A 26,579-nucleotide genomic window follows, 5' to 3' on the forward strand; every position below is an offset into this window, starting at 1 on the left:
GGGGCGAATCACCCCGGCAAGTATGCCGATGCCCTGATCAATGTCTTCAGCCGAAAGGCCCGCATTGCCCAGGATCAAGGCTGCGCCTCTTGCGGATTTCCCCGATGTGGCACCTGCATGCAACGGGTACGACGGATATACCCCTACGCCGCGCTACAGAGCCGTTGCTTGCACTTTCGCCTCATCCTCGGCACGAAGCCCCGGCAGCCTCAGCACACCGTGCAGGCCCGCCGCCATGCCGACCAGTTTCCCGTAATCCCTAAGCTGCTGATCGACAGCTTCCAGCAACGCCTTTCGCCGTTGCTCGTTGTCTCGCCGCAGGTGACGAACATGGCGTTCGTAAGCACCACTGTCGATCAACGAAGCGAGCACGCTCTGCTCCCAGCGCGGTGAGTGACGGTCGATCAGCCGCTTGGCTTCGCGGAACACATGAACCAGCTCTCGCGGGAGCACCAGGTAACCCAGGCGCAATTGTGGCGAAAGTGCTTTGGAAAAGGTCCCGACATAGATGACCTGCGCCTGCGTATCCATGGACGGCAGTGCATCGATGAGGCGCTGGCCGTAGCGGAACTCGCCGCCGTAATCGTGTTCAATGATCCAGGCATCATGGCGACTCGCCCATTCCAGCAGCTGCAGGCGGCGCGCGACGGGTAACACCGCGCCCATGGGGTCAACACAATGCCTCACCCGCCATACAGCTTTATACCTGCAGCACAGACCAACATCCCAACTAATAACCAGATTACACACCACTGTAATACTGCTAGCTTTCTCTTGAGTCGCGCAGGGATTTTGTTCAAATCATCAATGCAAACCGCGCCATGCTTAAGATAGATCTTTGGAAAAGTAACGACCCCTGATATCCGTCCTACTAATAATAGTTTGCCAAAGGGCCCACCATGCATCAGTGGAGCGCGGTTCATAATTGCTGATGAATTCTTCAACAACTCCAACATTTCATCCATTCGGGTATATGCCAGATGCAGACACACACCGATCCAAACAAACACCCCCAGAACAACCAATCCAGATGCGACACCTAGAACGACTTCAATAGAAGTAATCGAACTCATCTGCTTCCCTTATAAAGTAGCTCACCGGAAAACTCGCCTATAGTTTCACCGACAGCTCCAGCCGCAAAAGAACCACTGCCGACAACTACAAGTCCACATATAAAGGTCGCCATACCTCCTGTGGGCACGCCCAAAGCTACACATATAGTTCCGGCTGCAGCACCGGATAAAAAGGTAGCGGCTGCGGCGCCACCTGCCACGCTTCCGAGAAAGCCTCCACCTTCCGTCAATCTCACCCGCTCACAAGCCTCAACATCGCCAGCCGTACACACCTCCTGAACCTTCATGTATGAAGCTCCTCCCCCAAGCCCAATCCCCAGCCATCCTCCGTACTTCACATACTTCGCAGCCATCGCCACACCCCGCATATTCGTCGCATACCCCGGTATCTGCCCCGGCGCACCAGCCAGCTTCCAGTGGTGCACCAGACTGCGGCTGGAAATCCCCAGCGCCGTTTTCAACTTGGGGTGCTCGGGAAAACCGATCCCCTTGCGGGTAAAGGCAGTCAGCCGAGTATCCAACTGCGCCAACAACCTTTTGCGCTCGGCAAAAAACTCGACAGAACGCAAATGCCCATGCTGCTGAAAAGTACGTTGATGCAAGCTCTCGATATCCCGCAGCGAAGCTTTCACGTCCTCCAGGTTCTTGGCGAAGATCGCGGCACCGATGCCTAGCGCCGTCGATCCATGGGAGGCAAAGGATTCCAGCAAATCCCGGTGGCGCACCAGGAAACTGGCCTCTTCATCGCTCATCGGCTCCAGTGCCGCATTGACCTTTTCCGCAGCCTCCATCAGCCACGCCTCTTCACGGGTGCAAAGGACGTTGGCCGGATCACTGAGCACGATCAACTGCCCCGGCTTGGCGTAATTGCCGAGTTGCGGGTTGAGACGGCGAAACTTCTCGAGCACCGCGCTCTCGGGCGCAGCGAAGAGTATGGACTCCAGCGCCGAGCGGGACATGGGCTGCTCGACGATATGAAATCCCGGTTCGACGCCCTCTTGCAGGACGGCCTTGGAAGCAGCCAACGGGCTGACCAGCGCATGGGCAGCCTGGGCTTTTGCCGTCAGCGCCGGATCAGCCAGCAACGTTGCCATGCGCGACTCATCCACCGAACCGTCGGCACGGATGGCGCCCAGCGTGGCGAAGTTGACGATGGCGGCGCCCTCGGCGGGTGCGAAAAGCGAGCCGCCAAAGGTATCGCCAGAGCCGCTGACAATGCTGCCGCCGTGGCTGGTGAGGCTGCCCACATGGGCCAGGGGCCGGCCATTGACCAGAACAGAAGGGAATCCGGTGGTAATCACCGCGCCACAGCCGCAAACATCACCGACCCGAGCCGCGCCCATGCCGTTGATGATGACGTTGCTGGAAGCGGTAACGATGGGACTAGTGCCGTGCCCCGGCAGCGGGCAGACATGGCTGTCGCCCAGGCGTGAAGAAGCGATCATTTGGCATCCTGCGCTATGAGTGAAAAAACCTCCCGTCCGGGAGACAGGGGACGCTAACGCAGGAGTTCGGAGCAGGCCCTAAGGTGATTCTTAAAAGTCAGCGAGCGCAGCCGAGGCCAACGGCAGAGGCTGGACAGCGGGCACAGAGCCGATCGCTGGAACGCGCCCCGTCCAAGCAAAAAGGCGACGCAATGCGTCGCCTTTTTCGTTTCTTCAGCACTCAACCAGGATTACACAGGATCAGCCTGCCCCAAGGTTCTATCACCCAAGGTACGCAGCAGATCGAAGCCATCACTGAGCAACAGGCCGATGGCAAAGCGGATCTGTGAGAGGTCCTGCGAACCAGAAGCGCAGTCAAGGATTTCCAGCAGGTTGCGGGCTGCGCCGATGCGTTGTTGAGCGCAGGTATACAGATCGGCCAACGAGGCGTTGGCGTCCAGGTAGAGGACGGGATGGTCAGTGTCGTTGCGGGTGAGCGGGATGGGATTGCAGGTATGTGTGCGGGTCATTGGTGAAGCTCCATGAGAGACAAGTCTTTACCGCCGTCAAACAACCAAATGGAATCGGCTAAGAGACGAGGTTTATGCCCATAGTTTTTTGGCCCGCGATGACCAGTCACTAAATTGCGGTGACGCATCGAACTGTAGACGAGGTATTCGCTCGATGAGCGTTTCCGGATAAGCGATCGTTCGATTTATCGTTGCAAAAGCATACGGTGATCGGCTTTTTGAATCGCTACTTTCGACCGTTAGCTACTTGTCGTGCTGACCGTTTGTTGTTGACCGAGGTAAGCATTGACATAAAATCGCCGCCCCAAAAGATCAGCTTGCATAGCGAGAAGGAGCTTCGATGCAACGGGTGATGATTGTTGGTCAACCTGGATCAGGCAAAAGCACTTTGGCGCGTGAGCTTGGTCAGCGCACGGGCTTGCCGGTCGTCCATATCGACACTATCCACTGGCAGCCAGGGTGGATAGAACGAAGCCCGGAAGAGAAAACCCGGCTATGTCTTGATGTAGAGGCTCAAGATCGCTGGATATTCGAAGGGGGCCATTCAGCCACTTGGGACAACCGCGTGGTCCGTGCAGATCTTTTGATATGGATTGATCGTTCGGCGACGCTTCGATTCTTGCGCGTACTGCGCAGAACGCTGCTCCAACGCGGTCAGTCTCGGCCCGACTTGCCGGAGAACTGCCCGGAAATGCTGGCGAACCTGCCAGAGTTTTTCAGATTCATGTGGCGGACGAAAAATTCAGCGCGAGAAAAGATGCAGCAACTTGTGGCAACAGCGCCATCCACTTGCCGCGTGGTTTGTCTGCGGTCCAATCGGGATATCGGCATGTTTCTCGCGAGTATTGGAAGTTCGACTGTCCCAGTTCCGCAAGATTGATCGACGGTTGACTGACTCACTGCGGAAACTGCTGGTTACGAGCGACTGCTTCTGGCCGATTGCTGCCTGTTATAAATGACCGTTAACCGTCAAAAGCAAACACCGCCAAACCAATAAAATCTGCCCCTCCTCACCAACAAAAAGCGGCTATCAAAAGCCGCTTCAGATCAGTCCCCCCGTCTCCCCACTCAAAAGTTCGCCGGGGTATTGGCACTGATAATCTCCGCCTCATCCTGCCCAATGTTGCGAAAGCTGTGAGGCAAGGTGGTCGGAAAGTAATAGCCATCCCCCGGATTGAGCACACTCACCTGCCCATCCACCGTCAGCTCCACGGTGCCGCGGACAACCAGCCCGCACTCCTCGCCTTCGCTGTGCACGATGGCTTCTTCGCCGGAGCTGGCGCCGGGGGCGTACTGCTCGCGCAGAAAGCGCATCTGCCGGTTGGCCACCGGGGCGCCGATCATCAGCAGGCGCAGGCCGTCGCGGCCCAGGTCCGGCTGTTCGTTGGCGCGGAACACGTATTGGTGCTCGCGGGGCGGTTGGTCGAAGGTGAAGAAGTCGGCCAGGGACATGGGGATGCCTTCCAGCAGCTTTTTCAGGGAGCTGACGGAGGGGCTGACGCGGTTCTGTTCGATCAGGGAAATAGTGGCATTGGTCACGCCACTGCGACGGGCCAGCTCGCGCTGGGAGAGTTTGTAGCTTTCGCGAACGAGTTTGAGTCGGGTGCCCGTGTCCATAACAGCCTTATGTGAGAAGTACTTAAGGGTATTTTTTGCGGCGGTTGGGTCGCGGAGGTCGCGATTTGGCTGCCCTGGAGCCTGAAAAGGCGGCTATTTAAACATGTTTGACAGGCCAGCTGTAAAGACCGGCGATGGGCGTGAAGGCCGGGTGACGGAGTGCCGGTTTTCCGGGGCTTTGCGGGGGTTTTTCTGCGGTGGGTCAAGGGCCGGAGCTTCGCGAGCAAGCTCGCTCCTACAGGGGTGGGGGCTGTAGGAGCGAGGCTGGATTAGATGCCGAAACGGTCGCGCAGGGCGTAGTACGCGGCGCCCATGGCGGTCAGGGGGGCCTGGAAGGTGCGCCCGCCGATCATCGGCATGTGCGGCAGGGAGGCGAAGGCGTTGAAGCGCTCGGCATCGCCGCGGATCATTTCGGCGATCAGCTTGCCGGCCAGGTGCGAGCAGGTGACGCCGTGGCCGCTGTAGCCCTGCATGTAGTAGGCGTTCTTTTCGATACGGCCGAATTGCGGCATGCGCGACATGGTCAAGAGGAAGTTGCCGGTCCAGCGGTAGTCGATCTTCACGTCCTTGAGCTGGGGGAAGGTCTTGAGGATCTTCGGCCGGATCAGTTGCTCGATGTCGTCCGGTTCGCGGGCGCCGTAGACCACGCCACCGCCGTACAGCAGGCGGTTGTCGCCGGTCAGGCGGAAGTAGTCCAACAGGTAGTTGCAGTCTTCCACGCAGTAGTTGTTGGCGATCAGGCTGCGGGCCAGATCTTCTGGCAGTTGCTCGGTAACCACGATCTGCGAGCCGCAGGGCATGCTCTTGCGGGTCACGCGCGGGTCAAGATCCTGCTGCAGGTAGGCGTTGCCGGCAATCAGCAGGTACTTGGCGCGCACCACGCCCTTGGCGGTACGCACCACGTTGGGTTCGCCGTAGGTGATTTCCACCGCCGCCGACTGCTCGAAGATCTTGCCGCCCAGGCCGATGATGGCGCTGGCCTCGCCCAGGGCCAGGTTCAGCGGGTGGATGTGGCCGCCCTGCATGTCCAGCAGGCCGCCGATGTAGTTCTTGGTGCCGACCTCGCGGTCGATCTGCGCCTTGTCGAGCAGCTTCAGGTTGTGGTTGCCCAGGCGCTCCCAGTTGCGTTTCTGTTCCGCCAGGCCCTTGAGCTGCTTGTTGTTCAAGGCCGCAAAGATGCCGCCGGGGCGGTAGTCGCACTGAATGTCGTAGTGCTGGATGCGCTGGCGAATGATGTCGGCGCCTTCGAAGATCATGCTGCCGAGCACTTCGGCGCTTTTTTCGCCGTAGCGCTCTTCGATCACGTCCACGTCGCGGCTGTAGGAGTTGACCAGTTGCCCGCCGTTGCGCCCGCTGGCGCCGAAGCCGACCTTGGCCGCTTCGAGCACGGTGACGCTGTAGCCGGCTTCGGCCAGGAACAAGGCCGAGGACAGGCCGGTGTAGCCGGCGCCGATCACGCAGACGTCGCACTCCACCAACTCTTCGAGTTGCGGGTAGTCGGTGGTCTGGTTGCGGGTCGCCGCGTAGTAGCTGTTCACGTAGGTTTGCATGAGAAATTCCCCAGCGGGTACGGGCCCAGGCCCGCCGCCGCTGTTGTTATAAGAGTTAGAGCTTGATCCAGGTCGCTTTGAGCTCGGTGTATTTGTCGAAGGCGTGCAGCGACTTGTCGCGACCGTTGCCGGACTGCTTGAAGCCGCCGAACGGCGCGGTCATGTCGCCGCCGTCGTACTGGTTGACCCACACGCTGCCGGCCCGCAGGCCACGGGCGAAGCGGTGGGCACGGCTGAGGTCGGCGGTCCAGACCCCGGCCGCCAGGCCGAAGATGCTGTCGTTGGCGATCTGCAGCGCTTCTTCTTCGGTATCGAAGCTGATGACCGACAGCACCGGGCCGAAGATCTCTTCCCGGGCGATGGTCATGGCATTGGTCACGCCGTCGAAGATCGTCGGCTCGACATATAAGCCGCCGCTGCTTTCCAGGGTGCGGACACCACCGGCCAACAGTTGCCCGCCCTGCTCCTTGCCGATCTGGATATAGCGCAGCACGTTGTCCAGCTGACGCTGGTCCACCACCGCGCCGACCCGGGTTTGCGGGTCGAGGGCATGGCCCGGTTTCCAGCCCTTGAGAGCCTCCACCAGCAACGGGATGAACTGCTCGCGGATCGAACGCTGCACCAGCAGGCGCGAGCCCGCGGTACAGACTTCGCCCTGGTTGAAAGCGATGGCCGCGGCCGCCGCTTCGGCCGCGGCGCGCAGGTCCGGGGCGTCGGCGAACACCACGTTGGGGCTCTTGCCGCCGGCTTCCAGCCACACCCGCTTCATGTTGCTTTCACCGGAATACACCAGCAGTTGCTTGCCCACGGCGGTGGAGCCGGTGAAGGCCAGTACGTCCACGTCCATATGCAGGGCCAGGGCCTTGCCGACGGTGTGGCCGTAGCCCGGCAGGACGTTGAACACGCCCTTGGGGATGCCGGCGTCCAGGGCCAGCTGGGCGATGCGGATCGCGGTCAGCGGCGACTTTTCCGACGGCTTGAGGATGAACGAGTTGCCCATCGCCAGGGCCGGGGCGAATTTCCAGCTGGCCATGATCAGCGGGAAGTTCCACGGCACGATGGCCGCCACCACGCCCGCCGGTTCCCGGGTCACCAGGCCCAACTGGTCGTGGGGGGTGGCCGCCACTTCGTCGTAGAGCTTGTCGATGGCTTCGGCGTTCCAGCGGATGGCGTTGGCCGTGGCTGGAATGTCGATGCTCATGGAATCGCCAATCGGCTTGCCCATGTCCAGGGTTTCCAGGAGCGCCAGTTCTTCCTGGTGCGCCAGGATCAGCTCGGCAAAGCGAATCAGGATGCGCTTGCGCTCGGCCGGGGCCTTGCCCGACCAGACGCCACTGTTGAACGCCTGGCGCGCCACGGCCACGGCATGATCGGCATCGGCCTGATCGGTGCTGGCGACGTTGGCCAAAAAGCGCCCGTCCACCGGGCTCAGGCACTCAAAGGTGGCGCCGCTGGCGGCGGCGCAGTACTGGCCGTCGATAAAGGCACGGCCTTCGAGGCTGAGGGACTGGAAGTGCTGCTCCCAGTCGCTGCGGGATTTAGTCATGGCAAATACTCAACGCAGGAGGCGCCACGGTCATCAGACCGTGTGCAGGTACCAGTTGTATTCCAGGTCGGAGATGGAGTTTTCGAACTCCGCCAACTCGCTTTCCTTACAAGCCACGAACACGTCGATGTACATCGGGTCGATGTACTTGGCCATCACTTCGCTGTCGTCCAGTACCCGCAGGGCATCACGCAGGTTGGTCGGCAGGCTCGGTTCGCTCTGTTCATAGGCGTTGCCTTCCATCGCCGGGCCGGGCTCGATCTTGTTGGTCAGGCCGTGATGGATGCCCGCCAGCACCGAAGCCATCAGCAGGTAGGGGTTGGCGTCGGCACCGGCCACTCGGTGTTCGATGCGCACCGAGTCCGCCGAACCGGTGGGCACGCGCACGGCCACGGTGCGGTTGTCGATGCCCCAGGTCGGCGAGTTCGGTACGTAGAACTGCGCGCCGAAGCGGCGGTAGGAGTTGACGTTGGGGCACAGGAAGGCCATCTGCTCGGACAGGGTGTCAAGTACGCCGCCGATGGCGTGACGCAGGGCTTCGTTGGTTTCCGGGTCTTCGCTGGCGAAGATGTTGTTGCCCTTTTTGTCGAGGACCGAGATGTGCACGTGCAGGCCGTTGCCCGCCTGGCCCGGGTAGGGCTTGGCCATGAAGGTGGTGTCCATTTCATGGTCGTAGGCGATGTTCTTCACCAGGCGCTTGAGCAGCACCGCGTAGTCGCAGGCTTTGATCGGATCGCTGACGTGGTGCAGGTTGACCTCGAACTGCGCCGGAGCGCTTTCCTTGACGATGGCGTCGGCGGGAATGCCCTGCTCTTTCGCGCCTTCGAGGATGTCTTGCAGGCAGTCGACGTATTCATCCAGATCGTCGATCAGGTAGACCTGGGTCGACTGCGGACGCTTGCCGGAGATCGGCGAACGCGGCGACTGCGGACGACCGTTCACGTTGTCCTGGTCGATCAGGTAGAACTCCAGCTCGAACGCCGCGCAGATGGTCAGGCCCAACTCGTCGAACTTGCTCACCACCTGGCGCAGCACTTCGCGGGGGTCGGCGAAGAACGGCTGGCCCTCGATCTCGTGCATGGTCATCAGCAGTTGCGCGGTGGGGCGCTTCTGCCAGGGCTCGACGCTCAGGGTGCCGGGGATCGGGTAGCAGATGCGGTCGGCGTCGCCGATGTCCAGGCCCAGGCCGGTGCTTTCCACCGTGGAACCGTTGATATCCAGGGCAAACAGCGAGGCCGGCAGGTTGATGCCCTTCTCGTAGACCTTGTGCAGCGCGGTGCGCTCGATGCGCTTGCCGCGCACCACACCGTTCATGTCTGCAATCAGCAGATCGACGTAGAGAACCTCGGGGTGTTTTTTCAGGAAGGCATTGGCTTCATTGAGTTGAATGGCACGCGGGGGGACCGACATGATGCACCTATTGTGTTAATTATTATGTTCACTGCTGTGACACGCCAGCAGTCAACCCGAAAGAAAAACCGGAGTCAATAGCCAACAGCAGCGGCTTTTCGTCAATTATTTTGCTCCATAAAAGATCAATACCTGGCGCAATCCGCGCCGCCTGCGGCTTTCAGACGAGTAACGTTTAGAATTTTTTACATGGAAGTTGTTAATTAAAATCAACGAGGATAAGCTCTGGAAAAACTCGTTCCAGCGTGAATTTCGAGGTGATAAAAATGGCATTCAAGCCATTGATCGGCGTTACTGCGTGCGTCAAAGAGATCGGCCTGCACCCCTACCACGTCAGCGGCGACAAGTACTTGCGTGCTGTCAGCGTCGCGGCCGAGGGCCTGCCCCTGATCATTCCTTCCCTGGCAGATCTGATCGATATCGACGATCTGCTGCACAACATGGACGGGCTGCTGTTTACCGGCTCGCCATCCAATGTCGAACCCTTCCATTACCAGGGCACGCCCAGCGAACCGGGCACCGCCCACGACCCGCAACGCGATGCCACCACCCTGCCCCTGCTGCGCGCGGCGATTGCCGCCGGCGTGCCGGTGCTCGGCATCTGCCGCGGCTTCCAGGAAATGAACGTGGCCTTCGGCGGCAGCCTGCACCAGAAGGTGCATGAACTGCCGGGCTACATGGACCACCGCGAAGCCGACGACCCGCGCATCGAAGTGCAGTACGCCCCGGCTCACCCGGTGACGATCCAGCCCGGCGGCGTGTTCGAGGCCATGGGCCTGGCCGGCGAGATCCAGGTCAACTCGATCCACAGCCAGGGCGTCGACCGCCTGGCCCCCGGCCTGCGGGTCGAGGCCGTGGCTCCGGATGGCCTGATCGAGGCGCTGTCGGTGGAACACAGCAAGGCCTTTGCCTTCGGCGTGCAGTGGCACCCGGAATGGCAGGTGCTGTCGAACCCGGCCTACCTGCGGATCTTCCAGGCCTTTGGCGACGCCTGCCGGCAACGGGCCGCGCAACGTCGCTAAGCGGCAAACCCCGGCCGCTGCGGCGGCCTTCCAGGCATTCAACGAGATTCACCACGCCCTGCCCCACGGCGAGCGCGCCTGTGCGCGCCCGACGTCCGGCGTGAGCAGCAAACGGCAAGACCACAACAACAAATAGCGTCAGGCCGCCAGGAAGGCAGCGCCGAATCAGCCCGCACCCCCTGCGGGCTGGCAATCAACCTTTAGGCCCGGCCGAATTGGCCAGGCTGCTGACACCTGTTGGGAGTTTCACATGGCAAACGCCTCCAGCACTTACCGCAAGGCCCTCGAAGGCACCCCGAGCCCGCAGAAGGTCCTGGTCAAGATCGACCGCGTGACCAAGAAGTTCGATGAAACCGTGGCCGTGGACGATGTGTCCCTGGAGATCCACCAGGGCGAGATCTTCGCCCTGCTGGGCGGTTCCGGCTCCGGCAAATCCACCCTGCTGCGCATGCTCGCCGGCTTCGAACGCCCCACCGAAGGCCGCATCCTGCTGGATGGCGTGGACATCACCGACATGCCGCCCTATGAGCGGCCGATCAACATGATGTTCCAGTCCTACGCCCTGTTCCCGCACATGACCGTGGCCCAGAACATCGCCTTCGGCCTCAAGCAGGACCGCCTGCCACCCGCCGAGATCGAAGCCCGGGTCGAGGAAATGCTCAAGCTGGTGCACATGACCCAGTACGCCCGGCGCAAGCCGCACCAGCTCTCCGGTGGCCAGCGTCAGCGCGTGGCCCTGGCCCGTTCCCTGGCCAAGCGTCCGAAGTTGTTGCTGCTGGATGAACCCATGGGCGCGCTGGACAAGAAACTGCGCTCGCAGATGCAGCTGGAACTGGTGGAAATCATCGAGCGCGTCGGCGTGACCTGCGTGATGGTGACCCACGACCAGGAAGAGGCCATGACCATGGCCCAGCGCATCGCCATCATGCACCTGGGCTGGATCGCCCAGACCGGCAGCCCGGTGGACATCTACGAGGCGCCGGTGAGCCGCCTGGTGTGCGAGTTCATCGGCAACGTCAACGCCTTCGACGGCACCGTCACCGAAGACCTGGAAGGCTACGCCATCATCGACTGCCCGGACCTTGAGCAGCAGATCTACGTCGGCCACGGGGTCAGCACCTCGGTGCAGGACAAGTCGGTGACCTACGCCATCCGCCCGGAAAAGATGCTGGTCACCACCCTCAAGCCCGACGCCCGCTACAACTGGTCCAGGGGCAAGGTGCACGACATCGCCTACCTGGGCGGCCACTCGGTGTTCTACGTCGAGCTGCCTGGCGGCAAGATCGTCCAGTCGTTCATGGCCAACGCCGAGCGCCGTGGCGCGCGGCCGACCTGGGACGACGAAGTCTTCGTCTGGTGGGAAGACGACAGCGGCGTGGTGCTGCGGGCATGAGGACTTCGAGCATGAGCACTTTCAATCAGAAACTGTTCCGCATGCTGCCCAGCGGTCGCAAGCTGGTGATCGGCGTTCCTTTCCTCTGGCTGTTCCTGTTCTTCATGCTGCCGTTCTTTTTGGTGATGAAGATCAGCTTCTCGGAAGCGGCCCTGGCAATCCCGCCCTACTCGGAGATCTACAGCTACGCCGAGCAGAAATTCCAGCTGCTGCTGAACCTGGGCAACTACGCCATGCTGGCCGGCGACGAGCTGTACTTCTCGGCCTACCTGGGTTCGCTGAAGGTGGCGCTGCTCAGCACCCTGATGTGCCTGGTGGTGGGTTTCCCCATGGCCTACGCCATCTCCAAGGCCAGCAAGGAAGCGCAGAACGTCTTGCTGCTGCTGATCATGATGCCGACCTGGACCGCGATCCTGATCCGCGTCTATGCCTGGATGGGCATCCTCAGCAACAACGGCCTGCTCAACAGCTTCCTGCTATGGACCGGGCTGATCAGCCAGCCGCTGGAAATCCTCAACACCAACACCGCGGTCTATATCGGCGTGGTCTACGCCTACCTGCCGTTCATGGTGCTGCCGCTGTACGCCAACCTGGTCAAGCACGACCAGAGCCTGCTGGAGGCCGCGTCGGACCTGGGTTCGAGCAACTTCAACAACTTCTGGAAGATCACCGTGCCCCTGGCCAAGAACGGCATCATTGCCGGCTGCATGCTGGTGTTCATTCCGGTGGTCGGCGAGTTCGTGATTCCGGAACTCCTGGGCGGCCCGGAAACCCTGATGATCGGCCGCGTGCTGTGGCAGGAATTCTTCAACAACCGTGACTGGCCGGTGGCCTCGGCCCTGGCGGTGGTGATGCTGGCGATCCTGATTATCCCGATCCTGCTGTTCAACCGCAGCCAGGCCAAAGAGATGGAGGCACGGGCATGAAACGCTTCGAATTTTCCAAACTGATGCTGGTGCTGGGGCTGCTGTTCATCTACCTGCCGATGCTGATCCTGGTGATCTACTCGTTCAACGCCTCCAAGCTGGTGACGGTCTGGGGCGGCTGGTCGATCAAGTGGTACGTCGGCCTGCTGGACAACCAGCAGTTGATGGGCTCGGTGATGCGTTCCCTGGAGATCGCCTGCTACACCGCGATTGCCGCGGTAGCGCTGGGCACCCTGGCGGCCTTCGTGCTGACCCGGGTCACCCGCTTCAAGGGCCGCACGCTGTTCGGTGGCCTGGTCACCGCGCCGCTGGTGATGCCCGAGGTGATCACCGGTCTGTCGCTGTTGCTGCTGTTCGTGGCGATGGCGCAATTGATCGGCTGGCCGATGGAACGCGGGATCGTCACCATCTGGATCGCCCACACCACATTCTGCGCCGCCTACGTCGCCGTGGTAGTCTCCGCGCGCCTGCGGGAGCTGGACCTGTCCATCGAGGAAGCGGCCATGGACCTGGGAGCGCGCCCGTTCAAGGTGTTCTTCCTGATCACCATCCCGATGATCGCGCCCTCGCTGGCGGCCGGCGGCATGATGTCCTTCGCCCTGTCCCTGGATGACCTGGTGCTGGCCAGCTTCGTTTCCGGCCCGGGCTCCACCACCTTGCCGATGGAAGTGTTCTCGGCGGTGCGCCTGGGGGTCAAACCGGAAATCAACGCCGTGGCCAGCCTGATCCTGCTGGCGGTGTCCCTGGTGACCTTCCTGGTCTGGTACTTCGGCCGTCGCGCCGAAGCCGCCCGCAAGCGGGCGATCCAGGAAGCCATGGACTTCACCGCCAACGAATCCTGGCAGCCACCGGCGGCAAAGAAACCTGCGGTACCCGCGCCGGCAACGGCCTGACGGCCTCTTCGCCAGCCAGCTGGCTCCTACAGGATTTGCGCTGTCTCTGTAGGAGCGAGCTTGCTCGCGAAAGCCTCCACCCCGATAACCACCTTGCACACGCAGCAATCTGCACAATAAGAAATGGAGTTGTAGTAATGAAAATGCCTGGCAGGACACTGTTCGCCAAAACCCTGCTCTCGGTGTCCTTGATGGGCGCGATGGTGACCGGCGCTCAAGCCAACGACAAAGTGCTGCGCGTCTACAACTGGTCGGACTACATCGCCCCGGACACCCTGAAGAAGTTCGAGGCCGAAACCGGCATCCATGTCACCTACGACGTCTTCGACAGCAACGAAACCCTGGAAGCGCGCCTGCTCACCGGCAAGTCCGGCTACGACATCGTGGTGCCGTCCAACAGCTTCCTGGCCAAGCAGATCAAGGCCGGGGTCTACCAGGAACTGGACAAGTCCAAGCTGCCCAACTGGAAGAACCTCAACCCGGTACTGCTGAAAAACGCCTCCGCCAGCGACCCGGGCAACGCCCATGCCTTCCCCTACATGTGGGGTTCGATCGGCATCGGCTACAACCCGGACAAGGTCAAGGCGGCCCTGGGCAGCGACGCCCCGACCAATTCCTGGGACCTGCTGTTCAAACCCGAGAACGCCGAGAAGCTCAAGGCCTGTGGCATCAGCTTCCTCGACTCGCCCACCGAAATGCTCCCCGCCGCCCTGCACTACCTGGGCTACCCGGTGACCAGCAAGGACAAGGCGCAGATCCTCGAAGCCCAGGAACTGTTCATGAAGATCCGGCCTTCGGTGACCTACTTCCATTCCTCCAAGTACATCTCGGACCTGGCCAACGGCAACATCTGCGTGGCCGTGGGCTACTCCGGCGACGTACTGCAAGCCCGTTCCCGCGCCGAAGAGGCCGGCAACAAGGAGAAGGTCGCGTTCAGCATTCCCAAGGAAGGCGCCGGCAGCTTCTACGACATGATGGCCATCCCCAAGGACGCCACCAACGTCGACAACGCCTACCTGTTCATGAACTTCCTGATGCGCGCAGACATCATCGCCGAGGTCACCAACAGCCTCGGCTACAGCAACGCCAACGCCGCAGCCACGCCGCTGGTGGACGAAGCGATCCGCAATGACCCGGCGTCCTACCCGCCCCAGGAAGTGCTGGCCACCCTCTACGCGGTGCCGGACCAGCCGATTGCCATCCAGCGCGTGATGAACCGCGGCTGGACCAGGATCAAGCTCGGCAAATGATGCAAGGTGCCCGCCGCTGGCGGGCACGGCGGCCCTTTTTCCGTTCACGTCGCGCCTTACCACCGCGACACTTCTGCGAACGGCTTCACCCGGCTCCCTCGGTTGGGGTGAATCCTTGGCGCCTTCGGGCGCCTTTTTTGCGTTCCCCGCCGCCGCAGGCCGTTCCCCCCCAAGAAGTGTTATTTTCTTGCCGCCAATGGCGTGGCTGATCGGCATGAAGCCGAGGCCACCCTCTTTCAGGGAGCTGCACCGATGAAGTCCGCCGTACACGCCTGCCCATTACCCCACGACTCCAGCATCGCCGCCCTGGCCGCGGGGGCGACCTTCATCGACTGTCGCCGCACCCTGGCCGAGGATCCCGAACGCAGCGCCATGCGCCACCTGCTGAACCTGATGAGCCAGACCCCGCCCTGGATCGACCGCCTGATGGGCCTGCGCAACCGCGTGGTGCAGTTGTTCGGCCTCAAGGACCTGGGGCGCCTGACCCGCATCGACCTGTCGCGCCCCGACGCGGATTACCAGCCCGGCGATCGGGTGGGCATCTTCACCCTGGTGTCCCAGAGCCCCGACGAAGTGCTGGTGGTGGACCGCGACAAGCACCTGGACGTGCACCTGTCGCTCAACCTCCAGCCCCTGACCGCCGAGGGCCAGCGCCCGGTGGTGCTGAGCACCGTGGTGCATCCGCACAACCGCCTGGGGCGCCTGTACATGCTGCCGGTGGCGCCGTTCCACCGGATCATCGCGCCCATGACCCTGGCCACTCTCAACCGTCGCTGAGCCTTCACTTTTCAAGGATCTTGCCGTGCAGACACCCGATTTCGATGTTGTCGTCCTGGGCCTGGGCGCCATGGGCGCCGCCACCCTCTATCAACTGGCCAAGCGCGGGGTCAAGGTGGCGGGCATCGACCGCTTCGCCCCGCCCCACGACCAGGGCTCCAGCCACGGCGACACCCGCATCACCCGCCAGGCGGTGGGCGAAGGTGCGGCCTATGTGCCCCTGGCGATCCGTTCGCAGCAGATCTGGCGCGAGCTGGAAGGCGAACTGGACGTGGCGCTGTTCGAGCAGTGCGGGGTGCTGGTGATGACCGCCAGCACCGACCCGCAGCGCCCGGCGCAGGACCGGGACTTCACCGACAACAGCATCGCCCTGGCCCGGCACTACGGCATCGAGCATGAAGTGCTCGATGCTGCCGACATTCGTCAGCGCTTCCCACAGTTCGCGCCATTGGATGACAGCGCCCGGGGCTACTTCGAACCCGGCGGCGGTTTTGTCCGCCCGGAACGCTGCATCGATGCGCAATTGACCCGGGCCCGGCAACTGGGGGCGACCCTGATCACCGGCCAGACCGTGCTGGAACTCAAGTCCGACGCCGAAGGGGTGGACGTCATCAGCTCCGGTTCGCGGCTGCGCGCCCGGCAGGTGATCGTCAGCGCCGGCATGTGGTCGGCGCAGTTGCTCGGGGCGCCCTTCGACGCCCTGCTGCGGGTCTGTCGCCAGCAGCTGTACTGGTTCCGCCTCGATGAGCCCCGACACTACCCGGCCCGCTCGCCGAGTTTCATCCTCCACAGCGCCGGCGATGTCGACACCTGCTATGGCTTCCCGCCGATTGCTGGCGAAGGCAGCGTGAAAATCGCCACCGAGCAGTACAGCGCCAGCAGTCAACCGGACAGCCTCGATCGCCAGCCCAGCCTCGCCGACGCCCAGTGCCTGTTCCACGAGCTGGTGGCCCCGCACATGGCCGGGCTGGCGCCGGAGCTGGTGAAAGCCAGCGTCTGCGCCTACACCGTGACCCCGGATTCGGGCTTCATCATCGACCGCCATCCGCACTTGGCCAACGTCACCGTGGTCAGCGCCTGCTCCGGCCATGGCTTCAAGCACTCGGCGGCGATTGGCGAAGCCCTGGCCCAGTTGCAGGTGGACGGCCGCAGCGAGATCGACCTGGGGAGTTTCTCCCTGCAACGCTTCCACTGATGGCCGCGGCCCCCTTATCGGGGCCGTGATGAAAAAAAATCCCCGGGCTGACGTTTTTCGCCGTTTATCTGCCGTTTTCAGCCTTGCCGGTTGGGCGAGTCTCTACGATTCTTTAGAAACCCTCAGGGCAGCGCATCGCCGCCCCACGTAGAACACCCGGAGCGCCCCATGAAAAGCGTCGCAGAACTGCTGAAACTCAAGGCCAAGCACAACCAGCAAGTGCACACCATCGCCCCGCACCAGATGGTCCTGGAAGCGCTGATGCTGATGGCGGAAAAGAACGTCGGCGCCTTGCCGGTGATGGAGAACGGCACGGTGGTCGGGGTCATCAGCGAGCGCGACTATGCACGCAAGCTGGTGCTGCACGGGCGCTCCTCGGTCGGCACCCCGGTCAGCGCCATCATGAGCTCGCCGGTGATCACCGTGGACTCGCACCAGAACGTGGAAACCTGCATGAGCATCATGACCGACCACCACCTGCGCCACCTGCCGGTGGTGGAGAACGGCCAGTTGCTGGGCTTGCTGTCGATCGGCGACCTGGTCAAGGAAGCGATTGCCGAACAGGCCGACCTGATCCGCCAGCTGGAGCAATACATCCGCGGCGAATGACCCCGCATCCCCCCAACCGCACAACATGACGTAGGAGCCGGCTTGCCGGCGAATGGGCCCGCAAGCCTTGCACCGCCCCAACCGGCGCCTTCGCTGGCAAGCCAGCTCCTACGGTTGGGTTGGTGTCTGCTGGGGAAATTGCACGCGCACTTCAAAGCCATCGTCACGGCCGCTGGCCGGTGAGGCCAGGTGCAACTGGCCGCCCACGCCGTGGACGATGCTCTGGGCAATCGCCAAACCCAGGCCCGAACCGCTGGTTTCGCTGTTGCCACGCACAAAACGTTCGGTCAGGCGTTGCAGTACGTCCGCCGGCCCCGCTGGCCCGCCGTTGATCACCCGCAAGCAGCCGTCGGTGCTGAGGCTGACATCCACCGGCTGCGCCGGATCGCCATACTTCAGGGCGTTCTCGATCAGGTTGCGCAGCAGGATGCCAAAGGCGTCCGGATCGATGGCGGTGCACACCCGGGCCGCCTCCGGCAACTGCAGGCGGATCCGCGCCGCCGCGCCGCGATTCCACTCCTCCACGCCATGGGCCAGCAACGGAATCAGGTCCTCGGGGCTTTGCGAGAGCAGCCCGCCACCTTCGGCCTTGGCCAGTTGCATGAGCTTTTCCGAAAGCCTGGCCAGTTCGCGAAGGGCGTTCTCAATCTTCGTCGCGCGTACCTGCAACGGCCCCTCTGGGGCTTCCTGGCGCAGGCGCTGGATCTGCGCCAGGGTCGCGGCCAGGGGCGTGCGCAGTTCATGGGCGCTGTTGGCGGTGAAGCTGCGCTCCGCCTCCAGGGCTTTGCGCAAGCGCTCCAGCAGGTGATTGACCGCTTCGGCCAAGGGATCGATTTCCGCCGGCAGGCGCGCCACCTGGATCGGCGACAGGTCACCCACGCCCCGCGCTTCCACGGCCCGGCGGTAAGCCAGCACGCTGCGCAGGCTCAGGCGCACGAACAGCCAGGTGCCCAGCAGGCTGATGGGAATCAGCCCGAGCAAGGGCAGCAACAGGGCCAGCAAGGCCTCCCGCGAGGCTTCGCGGCGATGAGCCAGGGGCTCGGCGATTTCGATGACGATCGAATCGTTTTCGATGCTGGCGCTGTACAGGCGGTATTTGTCGGTGGTGGTGAAGCCCGGAGTCGGCCGGTGGCTGAAGATCTTCAGTTTGGCATCGTGGGAGCGCATGAGGATCCGCCCGTCGGCGTCACGCACCAGGTAGGTCAGGTATTCGCTGTCCATCTTCAGGGTCGCCACGTGCCGCGCCCGGCGCGGCCCGCGACGGTTGCCGATCTCCAGCGCGGCCAGGGGCAGGATGCGCTGGGCGGTGGCTTCCAGGGCACTGTCGAAGGTTTCGTCCAGCTCGTGCTGGACCACCAGCCAGGTGCCGGCGGTGGCCCCGAGCCAGAGCAGGGTCATGCCCAGGGTCAGGCCCAGGCTCAGGCGTTTTTGCAGGCTGATCGGACGCTTCATGCCGGCATCAGCCGGTAGCCCATGCCACGCACGGTTTCAATCAGCTCGCGGCCGAGCTTCTTGCGCAGGCGGCTGATGTAGACCTCGATGGTGTTGCTCTCGATTTCCGCGCCGAAGGCATACAGCCGTTCCTCCAGCTGGGACTTGGAAAGCAACGCGCTGGGGCGCTGGACAAAGGCTTCGAACACCGCCCATTCCCGCGCTGTGAGGTCGATGATGCTGCCGTCGCGCTGCACAGTGCGAGCGTTCAGGTCCACTTGCAGCTCGCCGAGGCGGATCTGCGGATTGGGGTTGCCGCTGTAGCGCCGGGCCACCGCAGCGACCCGCGCCGACAGCTCGAACAGGTCGAAAGGCTTGACCAGGTAGTCGTCGGCGCCGGCATTGAGCCCGGCGATGCGCTCGGATATCTGGTCCTGGGCGGTGAGGATGATCACCGGGGTCACGTCTCCGGCGCTGCGGCGCTGGCGCAGGAATTCCAGGCCGCGTCCGTCGGGCAACATCAGGTCCAGCAGGATCAGGTCATAGGGCGTGCAGGCGACGCTGGCCCGGGCCTGCTCCAGGCGCTGCACCCAATCCACGGCGTGGCCATCGTCGGCAATCTGCTCACGCACCGCGTCCCCCAGCCCTGTCGCATCCTCGACCAATAACACCCGCATCGACGCTCTCCTGTGACCTGTGTGGTGCCGCACCTTAACCGCTGAACCTGACGGGAATCTGAAGAAGCCGCCAGCCTGATCAGGGTAGCCACTGTCGCGCCGGCGCGATGCGAGGCAGATCAGCAAAAGCGCAGGTCGCCAAGAGCGCCGTGGCCTGAAGTTTTTTCCCGGCCTTCAGGTTGCTGTCAGCTAGACGGCCCAGGCTGCAGCCACATTCACCGAAAGGGAGCACCCCATGCACAAGTTCCTCATCGCCGGTTGCCTCGCCACCGCCTTGGCCCTGCCAACACTGGCCCAGGCCCGTGAAGTGACCCTGACCACCCAGCTCAAGCCCTACAGCGGCAATGGCGCTTACCTGGCGATCTACCTCACCGACGCCAGCGGCGCCTACCAGAAGACCCTGTGGGTCGCTGGCAAGAAAGCCAAGTACTACAAGCACCTGGCGGACTGGGCCCGAGGTGGCGGCGCGGCCGCCGCTCAGTACGACGGCGTCACCGGCGCCAGCGTCGGCAGCGGCGAGACCCTGAAGGTCAGCGCCGACCTGGCGGACAGCCTGATCGACGCCGGGTACCAGATCCGTATCGACAGCGCCGTGGAAGACCAGCGCGACGTTCGCGCCGACGTGGTCCTGCCCCTGACTCTCAAGGGCAGCGGCCAGCCCGCCAGCGGCGGCACCTATGTGCAGTCCCTGCGCTACGACCTGTAAGCCCCGCGCCCCGAGGAGGCCCGACCATGTTGCGCTCGTTGCACTCGATCCCCGGACTGCTGGCCGCCCTGCTGGTGATGCTGCTGGCCATCAGCGGCGCGACCCTGGCGCTTAACCCGGCCCTGGAACACCTGCAGGCGCCACCTGCGACAACTGCAGTCAGCGTGGCGCAGTTGGCCGGGCGCGTGGCCGGCCAGCTCAGCGGGGTCGAACAGATTCGTCGCACGCCCTCGGGCACGCTGATCGTCTACCACCGGGAAAATGGCCAGACCCTGGCCAGCAGCGTCGATCCACGCACCGGCGCGGTGCTGGCGCCCTATACGCCCTCGGCCTTCACCCGTTGGGTCAAGGAACTGCACCGCTCGCTGTTTCTCGACACCCCAGGCCAGGTCGTATCGGCCCTGGGCGCCCTGGCGCTGCTCTTGCTGTCGGCGTCCGGCGCCGTACTGCTGGCCCGCCGCGCCGGCGGCTGGGGCAAGCTGCTGCGGCCCTTGCGCGGCAATTTCAGCCAGCGCTGGCACGCCGAGGTGGGGCGCCTGACGATCCTTGGCCTGCTGCTGTCGGCCCTGAGCGGGCTGTACCTGTCGGCCGGCACCTTGGGCCTGATCGCCGACGACGGGCAGAGCCCGCCTGCGCTGCCGGCCCCGATTAGCGCCGGCCCGGCCTTGCCGGTAGCGAATCTCTCGGCCTTGCAAGGGGTGGATCTGAAGGATCTGCGCGAGCTGGTCTACCCCGCCCCCGACAACCCGCAGGACCTGTACAGCCTGCACACCCGCAGCGGCGAAGGTTATGTCGATCCGGCCAGCGGCGCCCTGCTGGCCTTCCAGCCCGAAAGCGCGATACAGCAGCTCTCCGGGTTCATCTATCAACTGCACACCGGCGAAGGCTTGTGGTGGCTGGGCCTGCTGCTGGGCGCAAGCGCTCTTGGGGTGCCCCTGATGAGCCTGACCGGCCTGTGGCTGTGGTGGCGCCGGCGTCGCGACGCCGTGGCGATCGACGACAACAGCCCGGCCGACGCCGCCGACTGCGTGATCCTGGTGGGCAGCGAGAGCAACAGCACCTGGGGCTTTGCCCGGACCCTGCAGCAGGCCCTGGTGTCGGCAGGACGCAAGGTCCACAGCGCGCCGATGAACCAGCTGCGCGCTGACTACCCCAAGGCGCGTCACCTGCTGATTCTGACGTCGACCCACGGCGACGGCGATGCCCCGGCCTCGGCCAGCGCCTTCCTCGCGCGCCTGCAACAGCAGCCGCTGGCGCCCGACCTGCAATACGCCGTGCTGGGCTTTGGCGACCGGCAGTTCCCGCGTTTCTGCGGCTTTGCCGAACAGGTGCAGAACGCCCTGGCCGCCGACACTGCGCAGTGCCTGCTGCCCCTGGAAACCATCCATTGCCAGTCGCCCCAGGAGTTCCAGCGCTGGGGCCAGGCCCTGGGACACGCCCTGGGCCTGCCCCTGGACCTGCTGCATCAGGCCCATGCCCTGCCCCGCCACGAGTGGCAACTGGTGGAATCGGTGGCGTATGGCGATCAGGTCCAGGCACCCACGCGAATCCTGCGCTTCAAGGCAGCCGACGGCAGCGAGCGGGACCTGCCCGAGTTCCAGGCCGGCGATCTGGTGGGCATCCAGCCCCCCGGCACGACCCGGCCACGCTTCTACTCCCTGGCCAGCAGCAGCGCCGACGGCGTGCTGGAGATCTGCGTGCGCAAGCACCCGGGCGGCCTGTGCTCGGGCTTTCTCCATGAGCTGCAAGCGGGCGCGCGGATCACCGGGTTCATCCAGCCCAACCCGCAGTTTCGTCCGGCGCAGGGCGCGCAGCCGGTGATCCTGATTGGCGCCGGCACCGGCATCGGTCCCCTGGCGGGATTCATCCGCGGCAACCGGGCCCGGCAGCCGATGCACCTGTATTGGGGCGGGCGCCACCCGGCCTCGGATTTTCTCTACGAGCCGGAACTCAAGGGCTATCTCGCCGACCGGCGCCTGACCGCCCTGCGCGCGGCCTTCTCCCAGGTCCAGGAGCGCGGCTACGTGCAGGACCGGCTGCTGGCCGATGCCCTGGCCCTGCGCCGGCTGGTGGAAAAAGGCGCCCAGGTGCTGGTCTGCGGCAGCCGCGAAATGGCCAAGGGCGTGATGCTGGCCCTGGACGAAGTGCTGGCACCACTCAACCTCAGCGTACTGACCCTCAAGGCCCAAGGACGTTACCGTGAAGATGTCTACTGAAACCGCCGCACTGCAGCGCTACAGCCTCAACGGCCCGACCATGGGCAGCCGCTACAGCGCACTGTTCTACGCCGCCCCGGGCTTTGCCACCCAGGACCTCGACGAGCGCCTGGCCCAGGCCGTGGCGCGGGTCGAGCAGCAGATGTCGGGGTGGAACCCCGAGTCCGATCTCAACCGCCTCAACGCGGCGCCCCAGCATCGCTGGATCAGCGTGCCGCGGGAGCTGATGCAGGTCATCAGCACGGCGCTAAGGGTCAGCGAGCAATCGCGCGGGGCCTTCGAGATTGGCGTGGGCGATCTGGTCCGTAGCTGGGGCTTTGGCCCCACGCCACGGACCCTGGAACCTGCGGCCTTGGGTGAACTGGGCCACCAGCCCCGCCACTGCGCCGGCAGCGCCCTGGTGCTGGAACCCAGGCGCCACCGCCTGCGCAAGCGCGGCAAGCTGCGCCTGGACCTCAACGGCATCGCCAAGGGCTTTGGCGTCGATGAACTGGCCCGGGCCCTGGAAGCCGCGGGCATCCGCGACTATCTGGTGGGGATCGACGGCGAAATGCGCGCCCGCGGCCGCAAACCCGGAGGGCAGCCCTGGAGCGTGGCCGTTGAAAAACCCCTGCGCGGCGAACGCCAGGTCATGGGGGTGATGGAGCTGGAAGACGCGGCCATTGCCACCTCCGGCGACTACCGCCAGTGGGTGGAGATCGCCGGACAGTCCTACGCTCATACCCTGGACCCGGGCACTGGCGCGCCCCTGCGCAACCGTCTGGCCTCGGTCAGCGTAGTCGCCGGCAGCTGCATGCTGGCCGATGCCTGGGCCACCGCGCTGCTGGTACTGGGCGAAGTCGAAGGGCCACGGCTGGCCCAGGAACGCGGCATGGATGCCTTGTTCGTGATCCGCGACGCCGGGCAGTTGCGAGAAGTGTCTATTGTGGGTGGGCAGTTGCAGGCCGACATCGAGGCCCGCTGAAGCCTGGGCCCACCCGAGGAATTGTTCAACGCTATCCACCTGAGTCCATTGCCGATGAAATTCATGCACCGACACCGCGAACTGCACCGTAACGACCGTATTGGCTGGCTGCGCGCCGCCGTCCTGGGGGCCAACGATGGCATTGTCTCCACCGCCAGCCTGCTGATCGGCGTGGCCGCGGCCAGCGCCAGCCACGGCACGCTGCTGGTCACCGGCATGGCCGGGCTGGTGGCGGGGGCCATGTCCATGGCCGCCGGAGAATACGTTTCGGTGCATTCCCAGGCCGACACCGAACAGGCCGACCTGGCCCGGGAACGCGCCGAACTGGCCAGCGATCACCAGGCCGAACTCAACGAACTGGCGCACATCTACCAGAGCCGCGGCGTCAACCCGGAACTGGCCCGCCAGGTGGCGGTGCAACTGATGGCCCACGACGCATTGGGGGCTCACGCCCGCGACGAACTGGGCATCAGCGAAGCCCTGGCGGCCAACCCGCTGCAGGCGGCCCTGGCCTCGGCGGCGAGCTTCGTGGTGGGCGCGGCGCTGCCCCTGGCGGTGACCTTCATCGCCCCGACACACAGCGTGGTGCCGTGGATTGCCGGCATGTCCCTGGTGTTCCTCGGCGGCCTGGGGGCGGTGGCGGCCAACGCCGGCGGCGCCCGGGTGATACCAGGCGCCTGGCGCGTGACCCTCTGGGGCGCCCTGGCCATGGGCCTCACCGCCGCCGTGGGCAGCGTCTTCGGCACTGCGGTCTGACCCTAAGCAAACGGGCCCGCAAGTCTTGCATCGCCCATGCGGCCGTCTTCGCTGGCAAGCCAGCTCCTACACAGCGTCTCCAATCACCCCCCGTGGGAGCCAGCTTGCCGGCGAACGGGTCCGCAGCCTTGCATCGCCCATGCGGGCGCCTGCGCTTCTGAGCTGATCCGTAGACGGCGCCTTTTTAACACCCTGAAATAGTAAATCCCGCCACCATCAGACTCTTCCGCAGCCGCAATAAGACACCTGAATACGGGCCTTCAGCTCAGTCTTGAGCCTCTCCGGACCAATTCTCAGGCTGCCGGAAAATAAATTCCCCCCACTAATAAGAAACGTCTTACCTGTCGCTCTTGTTACCATTGCGCACATTTGCGTGAAGCTTTGATGACAGGCAGGTTATTTGTGAAGTTGATCCGTCGTTGCCTACAACACCCTCTTGCTCCCCTGTGCACCTTGTTCGGCCTGCTGTTGCTGGTGCCGATGGGTGCGCGCCTGGCCCTGGGCTGGTCCCACCCGCTGGGCTATCTCTCGGACCTGGCCAGCGCCAGCCTGCTGACCCTGCTGCTGTATCGCCGCCGCTGGTGGCTGGCGCTGCCAGTGCTGCTGGTCTGGGCGCTGTTGACCCTGGTCAGTGCCGAACTGGTAAGCGCCGTGGGGCGCATGCCCAACCTCGCCGACCTGCATTACCTGGTGGACCCGCAATTTGTCGGCAACTCCACCGGCGGCGGCCTGACCCACCCCGAGCTGGGCCTGGCCCTGCTGCTGGGGCTGGTGCTGTGGCTGGTGGTCCAGCGCAGCAGTCGCGGGGTGCGACTCCCGGCCCTGCCACGGGCGCTGTGGGCCCTGCCGCTGGGACTGCTGCTGGCCCATGGCACCGCCCAGTACCTGAAGCCCAGCGAAGCCGATCAGTGGCAGCAGTTCAACCTGCCCCACCAGGCCCTGGCCACCGCCACCGGCCAGGCGCAGATGCGCATCGAAGACTGGCTGCAAGGCGATGTCGCCGACGTGCCGCCGGTGATGGCCGGCCTGACCCGGCTGGACCTTGAAGGCCAACCCCTGCTGCCCAGCGCCGGTCGCGCGCGCAACGTGCTGCTGATCACCTTGGAAGGCATTCCCGGGGCTTATATCCGCACCAACCGCGAGGCCCTGCACAGCCGCTACCAGGAAGACCTGATGCCCAAGCTCAGCGCCTGGGCCGAGCGCGGCATGAACACTCCGGACTACGTGCTGCACAGCCACCAGACCATCCGTGGCCTGTACGCCATGCTCTGCGGCGACTACGACAAGCTCGACAACGGCACCCCCAAGGGCGTCGAGATGCTCACCCAGAGCCAGCGCAACCAGGCCTGCCTGCCGGCGCAGATGCACAAGTTCGGCTTCGACACCCACTACCTGCAGGGCGCCGGCCTGCGCTTCATGGCCAAGGACAAGATCATGCCGCACATCGGCTTTGATGTGACCCATGGCCTGGAGTGGTTCAAGAACGACAACTACCTGGAATTCCCCTGGGGCAAGGACGACAAGGCCTTCTTCGAAGGCGCGCTGAGCTACGTGGATCAGCTGAAGAAGAAAAAACAGCCATGGATGCTCACCCTGCTGACCGTCGGCACCCACCAGCCCTATTCGGCCCCCGAGGACTACCTGGAGCGCTATGACACGCCCAAGCAGGCGGCGGTCGGCTACCTGGACGACGCCATCGACCAGTTCCTCACAGGCCTGGAGCGCAAGGGCGTGCTCAAGGACACCCTGGTGATCATCACCTCCGATGAGTCCCACGGCATCGACGGCGTGCGCCTGGCCTCGTCCTGGGGCTTCAACCTGATGCTGGCCCCGGACCAGGCGCTGCTGCCCCACCTCAAGTCCGGGACCTACGGCCACGTCGACCTCAGCGCCTCGGTGCTGGACTACTTCGGCCTGCCGGTGCCCGCCAGCCTCAGTGGCCGTTCGCTGTTTCGCGATTACGCCCAGGGCCGGGAAATCATGTCCTACACCAACGGCAAGCTGCGCTACCACGATGGCCAGGGCACCTTCACCGAGTGCGACTTCCAGCAGCGCTGCCGCTACTACTCAAGCGCCGGCTTCATCGCCGACAGCGCCAGCCTGCAGGGCCAGTACGGCGGTCAGCGGGCCCGGCAGATCAGCGCCCGGGCCACGCACCTGGACCGCAGCCTGCTGCAATCGCCGCTGAACCAGCACTATCAGTTCGGCAGCCCGGCGATCATCCCGCTCAAGGCGCAGATCAACGACGACTGGGCCGACAACCTGATCGGTGCCCAGTACCTGGAAATGCCCAAGGGCTCGCAGACCCGGGTGCGCTTCACCGTGCGCTCCGCCGACCCGCAGCAGAACGCCTACATCCTGCTCAAGGGCAAGGAGCTGGAGCAGGATGTGCCCCTGGGCCTGCCGGAAGAAATGCTGGTGACGCCCGACCAGCCGCTGCAGATGGACTTCAGCTTCGATAATCCGCAAACCCGCAAGGCCTTCTCCTTCCACCTGCTGGGCTATGGCTTGGGCGCGGTGGAAGTCAGCGATTTCAGCGTGATTACCGAGTTGCCAGGGCAGACCGAGAGCGTCGAGCCCGAGGACGACAGCAACGCCCATTCCAGCTGACTCC

Annotated in this window: 24 protein-coding genes; 14 read left to right on the forward strand and 10 right to left on the reverse strand. The window is 64.0% G+C overall.

Annotation, left to right across the window (positions count from 1 at the left end; all coding sequences use genetic code 11):
* Window positions 1–153 precede the first annotated feature (153 nt).
* The 4 genes from DNK59_RS16390 to DNK59_RS16405 form a co-directional block, all read right to left on the reverse strand.
* Window positions 154–666, reverse strand: a complete 513-nt coding sequence (locus DNK59_RS16390) for an aminotransferase class I/II-fold pyridoxal phosphate-dependent enzyme (protein WP_256596417.1) — start codon at window positions 664–666, stop codon at window positions 154–156.
* A 17-nt stretch (window positions 667–683) separates the two neighbouring features.
* On the reverse strand, window positions 684–1,073 hold the full coding sequence (locus tag DNK59_RS16395; protein ID WP_092315788.1) for a hypothetical protein: 390 nt from the start codon (window positions 1,071–1,073) through the stop codon (window positions 684–686).
* Complete coding sequence (locus tag DNK59_RS16400) at window positions 1,070–2,518, reverse strand: PAAR domain-containing protein (RefSeq protein ID WP_110723879.1); 1,449 nt, start codon at window positions 2,516–2,518, stop codon at window positions 1,070–1,072. The genes DNK59_RS16395 and DNK59_RS16400 overlap by 4 nt, the downstream gene beginning before the upstream one ends.
* 230 nt (window positions 2,519–2,748) lie before the next feature.
* Complete coding sequence (locus tag DNK59_RS16405; protein WP_110723880.1) at window positions 2,749–3,027, reverse strand: hypothetical protein; 279 nt, start codon at window positions 3,025–3,027, stop codon at window positions 2,749–2,751.
* Between the two features lie 340 nt (window positions 3,028–3,367).
* On the opposite strand from DNK59_RS16405, the gene DNK59_RS16410 reads away from it, so the two are divergent.
* A complete protein-coding gene (locus DNK59_RS16410) occupies window positions 3,368–3,907 on the forward strand; it encodes an AAA family ATPase (protein WP_110723881.1) in 540 nt (179 codons plus the stop codon).
* 188 nt (window positions 3,908–4,095) lie between these two features.
* On the opposite strand, the gene DNK59_RS16415 is transcribed toward DNK59_RS16410, so the two are convergent.
* The 4 genes from DNK59_RS16415 to DNK59_RS16430 form a co-directional block, all read right to left on the reverse strand.
* Window positions 4,096–4,644 carry a cupin domain-containing protein gene (locus tag DNK59_RS16415; protein ID WP_060838667.1) on the reverse strand — a complete coding sequence of 183 codons (549 nt, stop codon included), beginning with the start codon at window positions 4,642–4,644 and terminating at the stop codon, window positions 4,096–4,098.
* A 269-nt stretch (window positions 4,645–4,913) separates the two neighbouring features.
* Window positions 4,914–6,194, reverse strand: coding sequence for an FAD-binding oxidoreductase (locus tag DNK59_RS16420; protein ID WP_110723882.1), 1,281 nt, complete (start codon window positions 6,192–6,194; stop codon window positions 4,914–4,916).
* 55 nt (window positions 6,195–6,249) lie between these two features.
* Window positions 6,250–7,740 carry an aldehyde dehydrogenase gene (locus tag DNK59_RS16425; protein ID WP_110723883.1) on the reverse strand — a complete coding sequence of 497 codons (1,491 nt, stop codon included), beginning with the start codon at window positions 7,738–7,740 and terminating at the stop codon, window positions 6,250–6,252.
* A 33-nt stretch (window positions 7,741–7,773) separates the two neighbouring features.
* Window positions 7,774–9,150 carry a glutamine synthetase family protein gene (locus tag DNK59_RS16430; protein ID WP_110723884.1) on the reverse strand — a complete coding sequence of 459 codons (1,377 nt, stop codon included), beginning with the start codon at window positions 9,148–9,150 and terminating at the stop codon, window positions 7,774–7,776.
* A 266-nt stretch (window positions 9,151–9,416) separates the two neighbouring features.
* Here DNK59_RS16430 and DNK59_RS16435 point away from each other — a divergent pair, with 266 nt between their 5' ends.
* The 8 genes from DNK59_RS16435 (at window position 9,417) to DNK59_RS16470 (ending at window position 17,215) form a co-directional block, all read left to right on the forward strand.
* Entirely contained in the window at window positions 9,417–10,172 is a 756-nt protein-coding gene (locus DNK59_RS16435) for a gamma-glutamyl-gamma-aminobutyrate hydrolase family protein (RefSeq protein WP_110723885.1), read from the forward strand.
* A 250-nt stretch (window positions 10,173–10,422) separates the two neighbouring features.
* Window positions 10,423–11,565 (forward strand): polyamine ABC transporter ATP-binding protein, encoded by a 1,143-nt coding sequence (gene potA / locus DNK59_RS16440; RefSeq protein ID WP_092315802.1) that lies wholly within the window; start codon window positions 10,423–10,425, stop codon window positions 11,563–11,565.
* Window positions 11,566–11,609: 44 nt separating this feature from the next.
* Window positions 11,610–12,491 carry an ABC transporter permease subunit gene (locus DNK59_RS16445; protein ID WP_164990763.1) on the forward strand — a complete coding sequence of 294 codons (882 nt, stop codon included), beginning with the start codon at window positions 11,610–11,612 and terminating at the stop codon, window positions 12,489–12,491.
* Window positions 12,488–13,384, forward strand: a complete 897-nt coding sequence (locus DNK59_RS16450; RefSeq protein WP_092315804.1) for an ABC transporter permease subunit — start codon at window positions 12,488–12,490, stop codon at window positions 13,382–13,384. Before DNK59_RS16445 ends, DNK59_RS16450 begins: the two co-directional genes overlap by 4 nt.
* A 143-nt stretch (window positions 13,385–13,527) precedes the next feature.
* Window positions 13,528–14,634, forward strand: a complete 1,107-nt coding sequence (locus DNK59_RS16455) for a polyamine ABC transporter substrate-binding protein (RefSeq protein ID WP_341865638.1) — start codon at window positions 13,528–13,530, stop codon at window positions 14,632–14,634.
* A 252-nt stretch (window positions 14,635–14,886) separates the two neighbouring features.
* Window positions 14,887–15,411, forward strand: a complete 525-nt coding sequence (locus tag DNK59_RS16460) for a DUF2867 domain-containing protein (RefSeq protein WP_110723886.1) — start codon at window positions 14,887–14,889, stop codon at window positions 15,409–15,411.
* Window positions 15,412–15,436: 25 nt separating this feature from the next.
* The gene (gene solA, locus DNK59_RS16465; RefSeq protein ID WP_110723887.1) at window positions 15,437–16,606 is read left to right on the forward strand and encodes an N-methyl-L-tryptophan oxidase; all 1,170 of its coding nucleotides are present in this window, start codon (window positions 15,437–15,439) and stop codon (window positions 16,604–16,606) included.
* A gap of 168 nt (window positions 16,607–16,774) precedes the next feature.
* Entirely contained in the window at window positions 16,775–17,215 is a 441-nt protein-coding gene (locus tag DNK59_RS16470) for a CBS domain-containing protein (RefSeq protein WP_110723888.1), read from the forward strand.
* Window positions 17,216–17,323: 108 nt separating this feature from the next.
* On the opposite strand, the gene DNK59_RS16480 is transcribed toward DNK59_RS16470, so the two are convergent.
* Window positions 17,324–18,667, reverse strand: coding sequence for a HAMP domain-containing sensor histidine kinase (locus tag DNK59_RS16480; RefSeq protein WP_110723889.1), 1,344 nt, complete (start codon window positions 18,665–18,667; stop codon window positions 17,324–17,326).
* On the reverse strand, window positions 18,664–19,323 hold the full coding sequence (locus DNK59_RS16485) for a response regulator transcription factor (RefSeq protein ID WP_110723890.1): 660 nt from the start codon (window positions 19,321–19,323) through the stop codon (window positions 18,664–18,666). Before DNK59_RS16485 ends, DNK59_RS16480 begins: the two co-directional genes overlap by 4 nt.
* Before the next feature lie 235 nt (window positions 19,324–19,558).
* On the opposite strand from DNK59_RS16485, the gene DNK59_RS16490 reads away from it, so the two are divergent.
* From DNK59_RS16490 to DNK59_RS16510, 5 genes are all read left to right on the forward strand, one after another.
* Window positions 19,559–20,029 carry a DUF2271 domain-containing protein gene (locus DNK59_RS16490; RefSeq protein ID WP_110723891.1) on the forward strand — a complete coding sequence of 157 codons (471 nt, stop codon included), beginning with the start codon at window positions 19,559–19,561 and terminating at the stop codon, window positions 20,027–20,029.
* A 26-nt stretch (window positions 20,030–20,055) separates the two neighbouring features.
* The gene (locus DNK59_RS16495) at window positions 20,056–22,245 is read left to right on the forward strand and encodes a PepSY domain-containing protein (protein ID WP_110723892.1); all 2,190 of its coding nucleotides are present in this window, start codon (window positions 20,056–20,058) and stop codon (window positions 22,243–22,245) included.
* Entirely contained in the window at window positions 22,235–23,209 is a 975-nt protein-coding gene (locus DNK59_RS16500) for an FAD:protein FMN transferase (protein WP_177431262.1), read from the forward strand. Before DNK59_RS16495 ends, DNK59_RS16500 begins: the two co-directional genes overlap by 11 nt.
* 54 nt (window positions 23,210–23,263) lie before the next feature.
* Complete coding sequence (locus DNK59_RS16505) at window positions 23,264–23,965, forward strand: VIT family protein (RefSeq protein WP_110723894.1); 702 nt, start codon at window positions 23,264–23,266, stop codon at window positions 23,963–23,965.
* A 384-nt stretch (window positions 23,966–24,349) separates the two neighbouring features.
* Window positions 24,350–26,575 carry an LTA synthase family protein gene (locus tag DNK59_RS16510; protein ID WP_110723895.1) on the forward strand — a complete coding sequence of 742 codons (2,226 nt, stop codon included), beginning with the start codon at window positions 24,350–24,352 and terminating at the stop codon, window positions 26,573–26,575.
* Window positions 26,576–26,579: the final 4 nt, after the last annotated feature.

Origin of the sequence: Pseudomonas sp. TKO26 (assembly GCF_003225665.1) — a bacterium.
GTDB classification, from domain to species: domain Bacteria; phylum Pseudomonadota; class Gammaproteobacteria; order Pseudomonadales; family Pseudomonadaceae; genus Aquipseudomonas; species Aquipseudomonas saponiphila.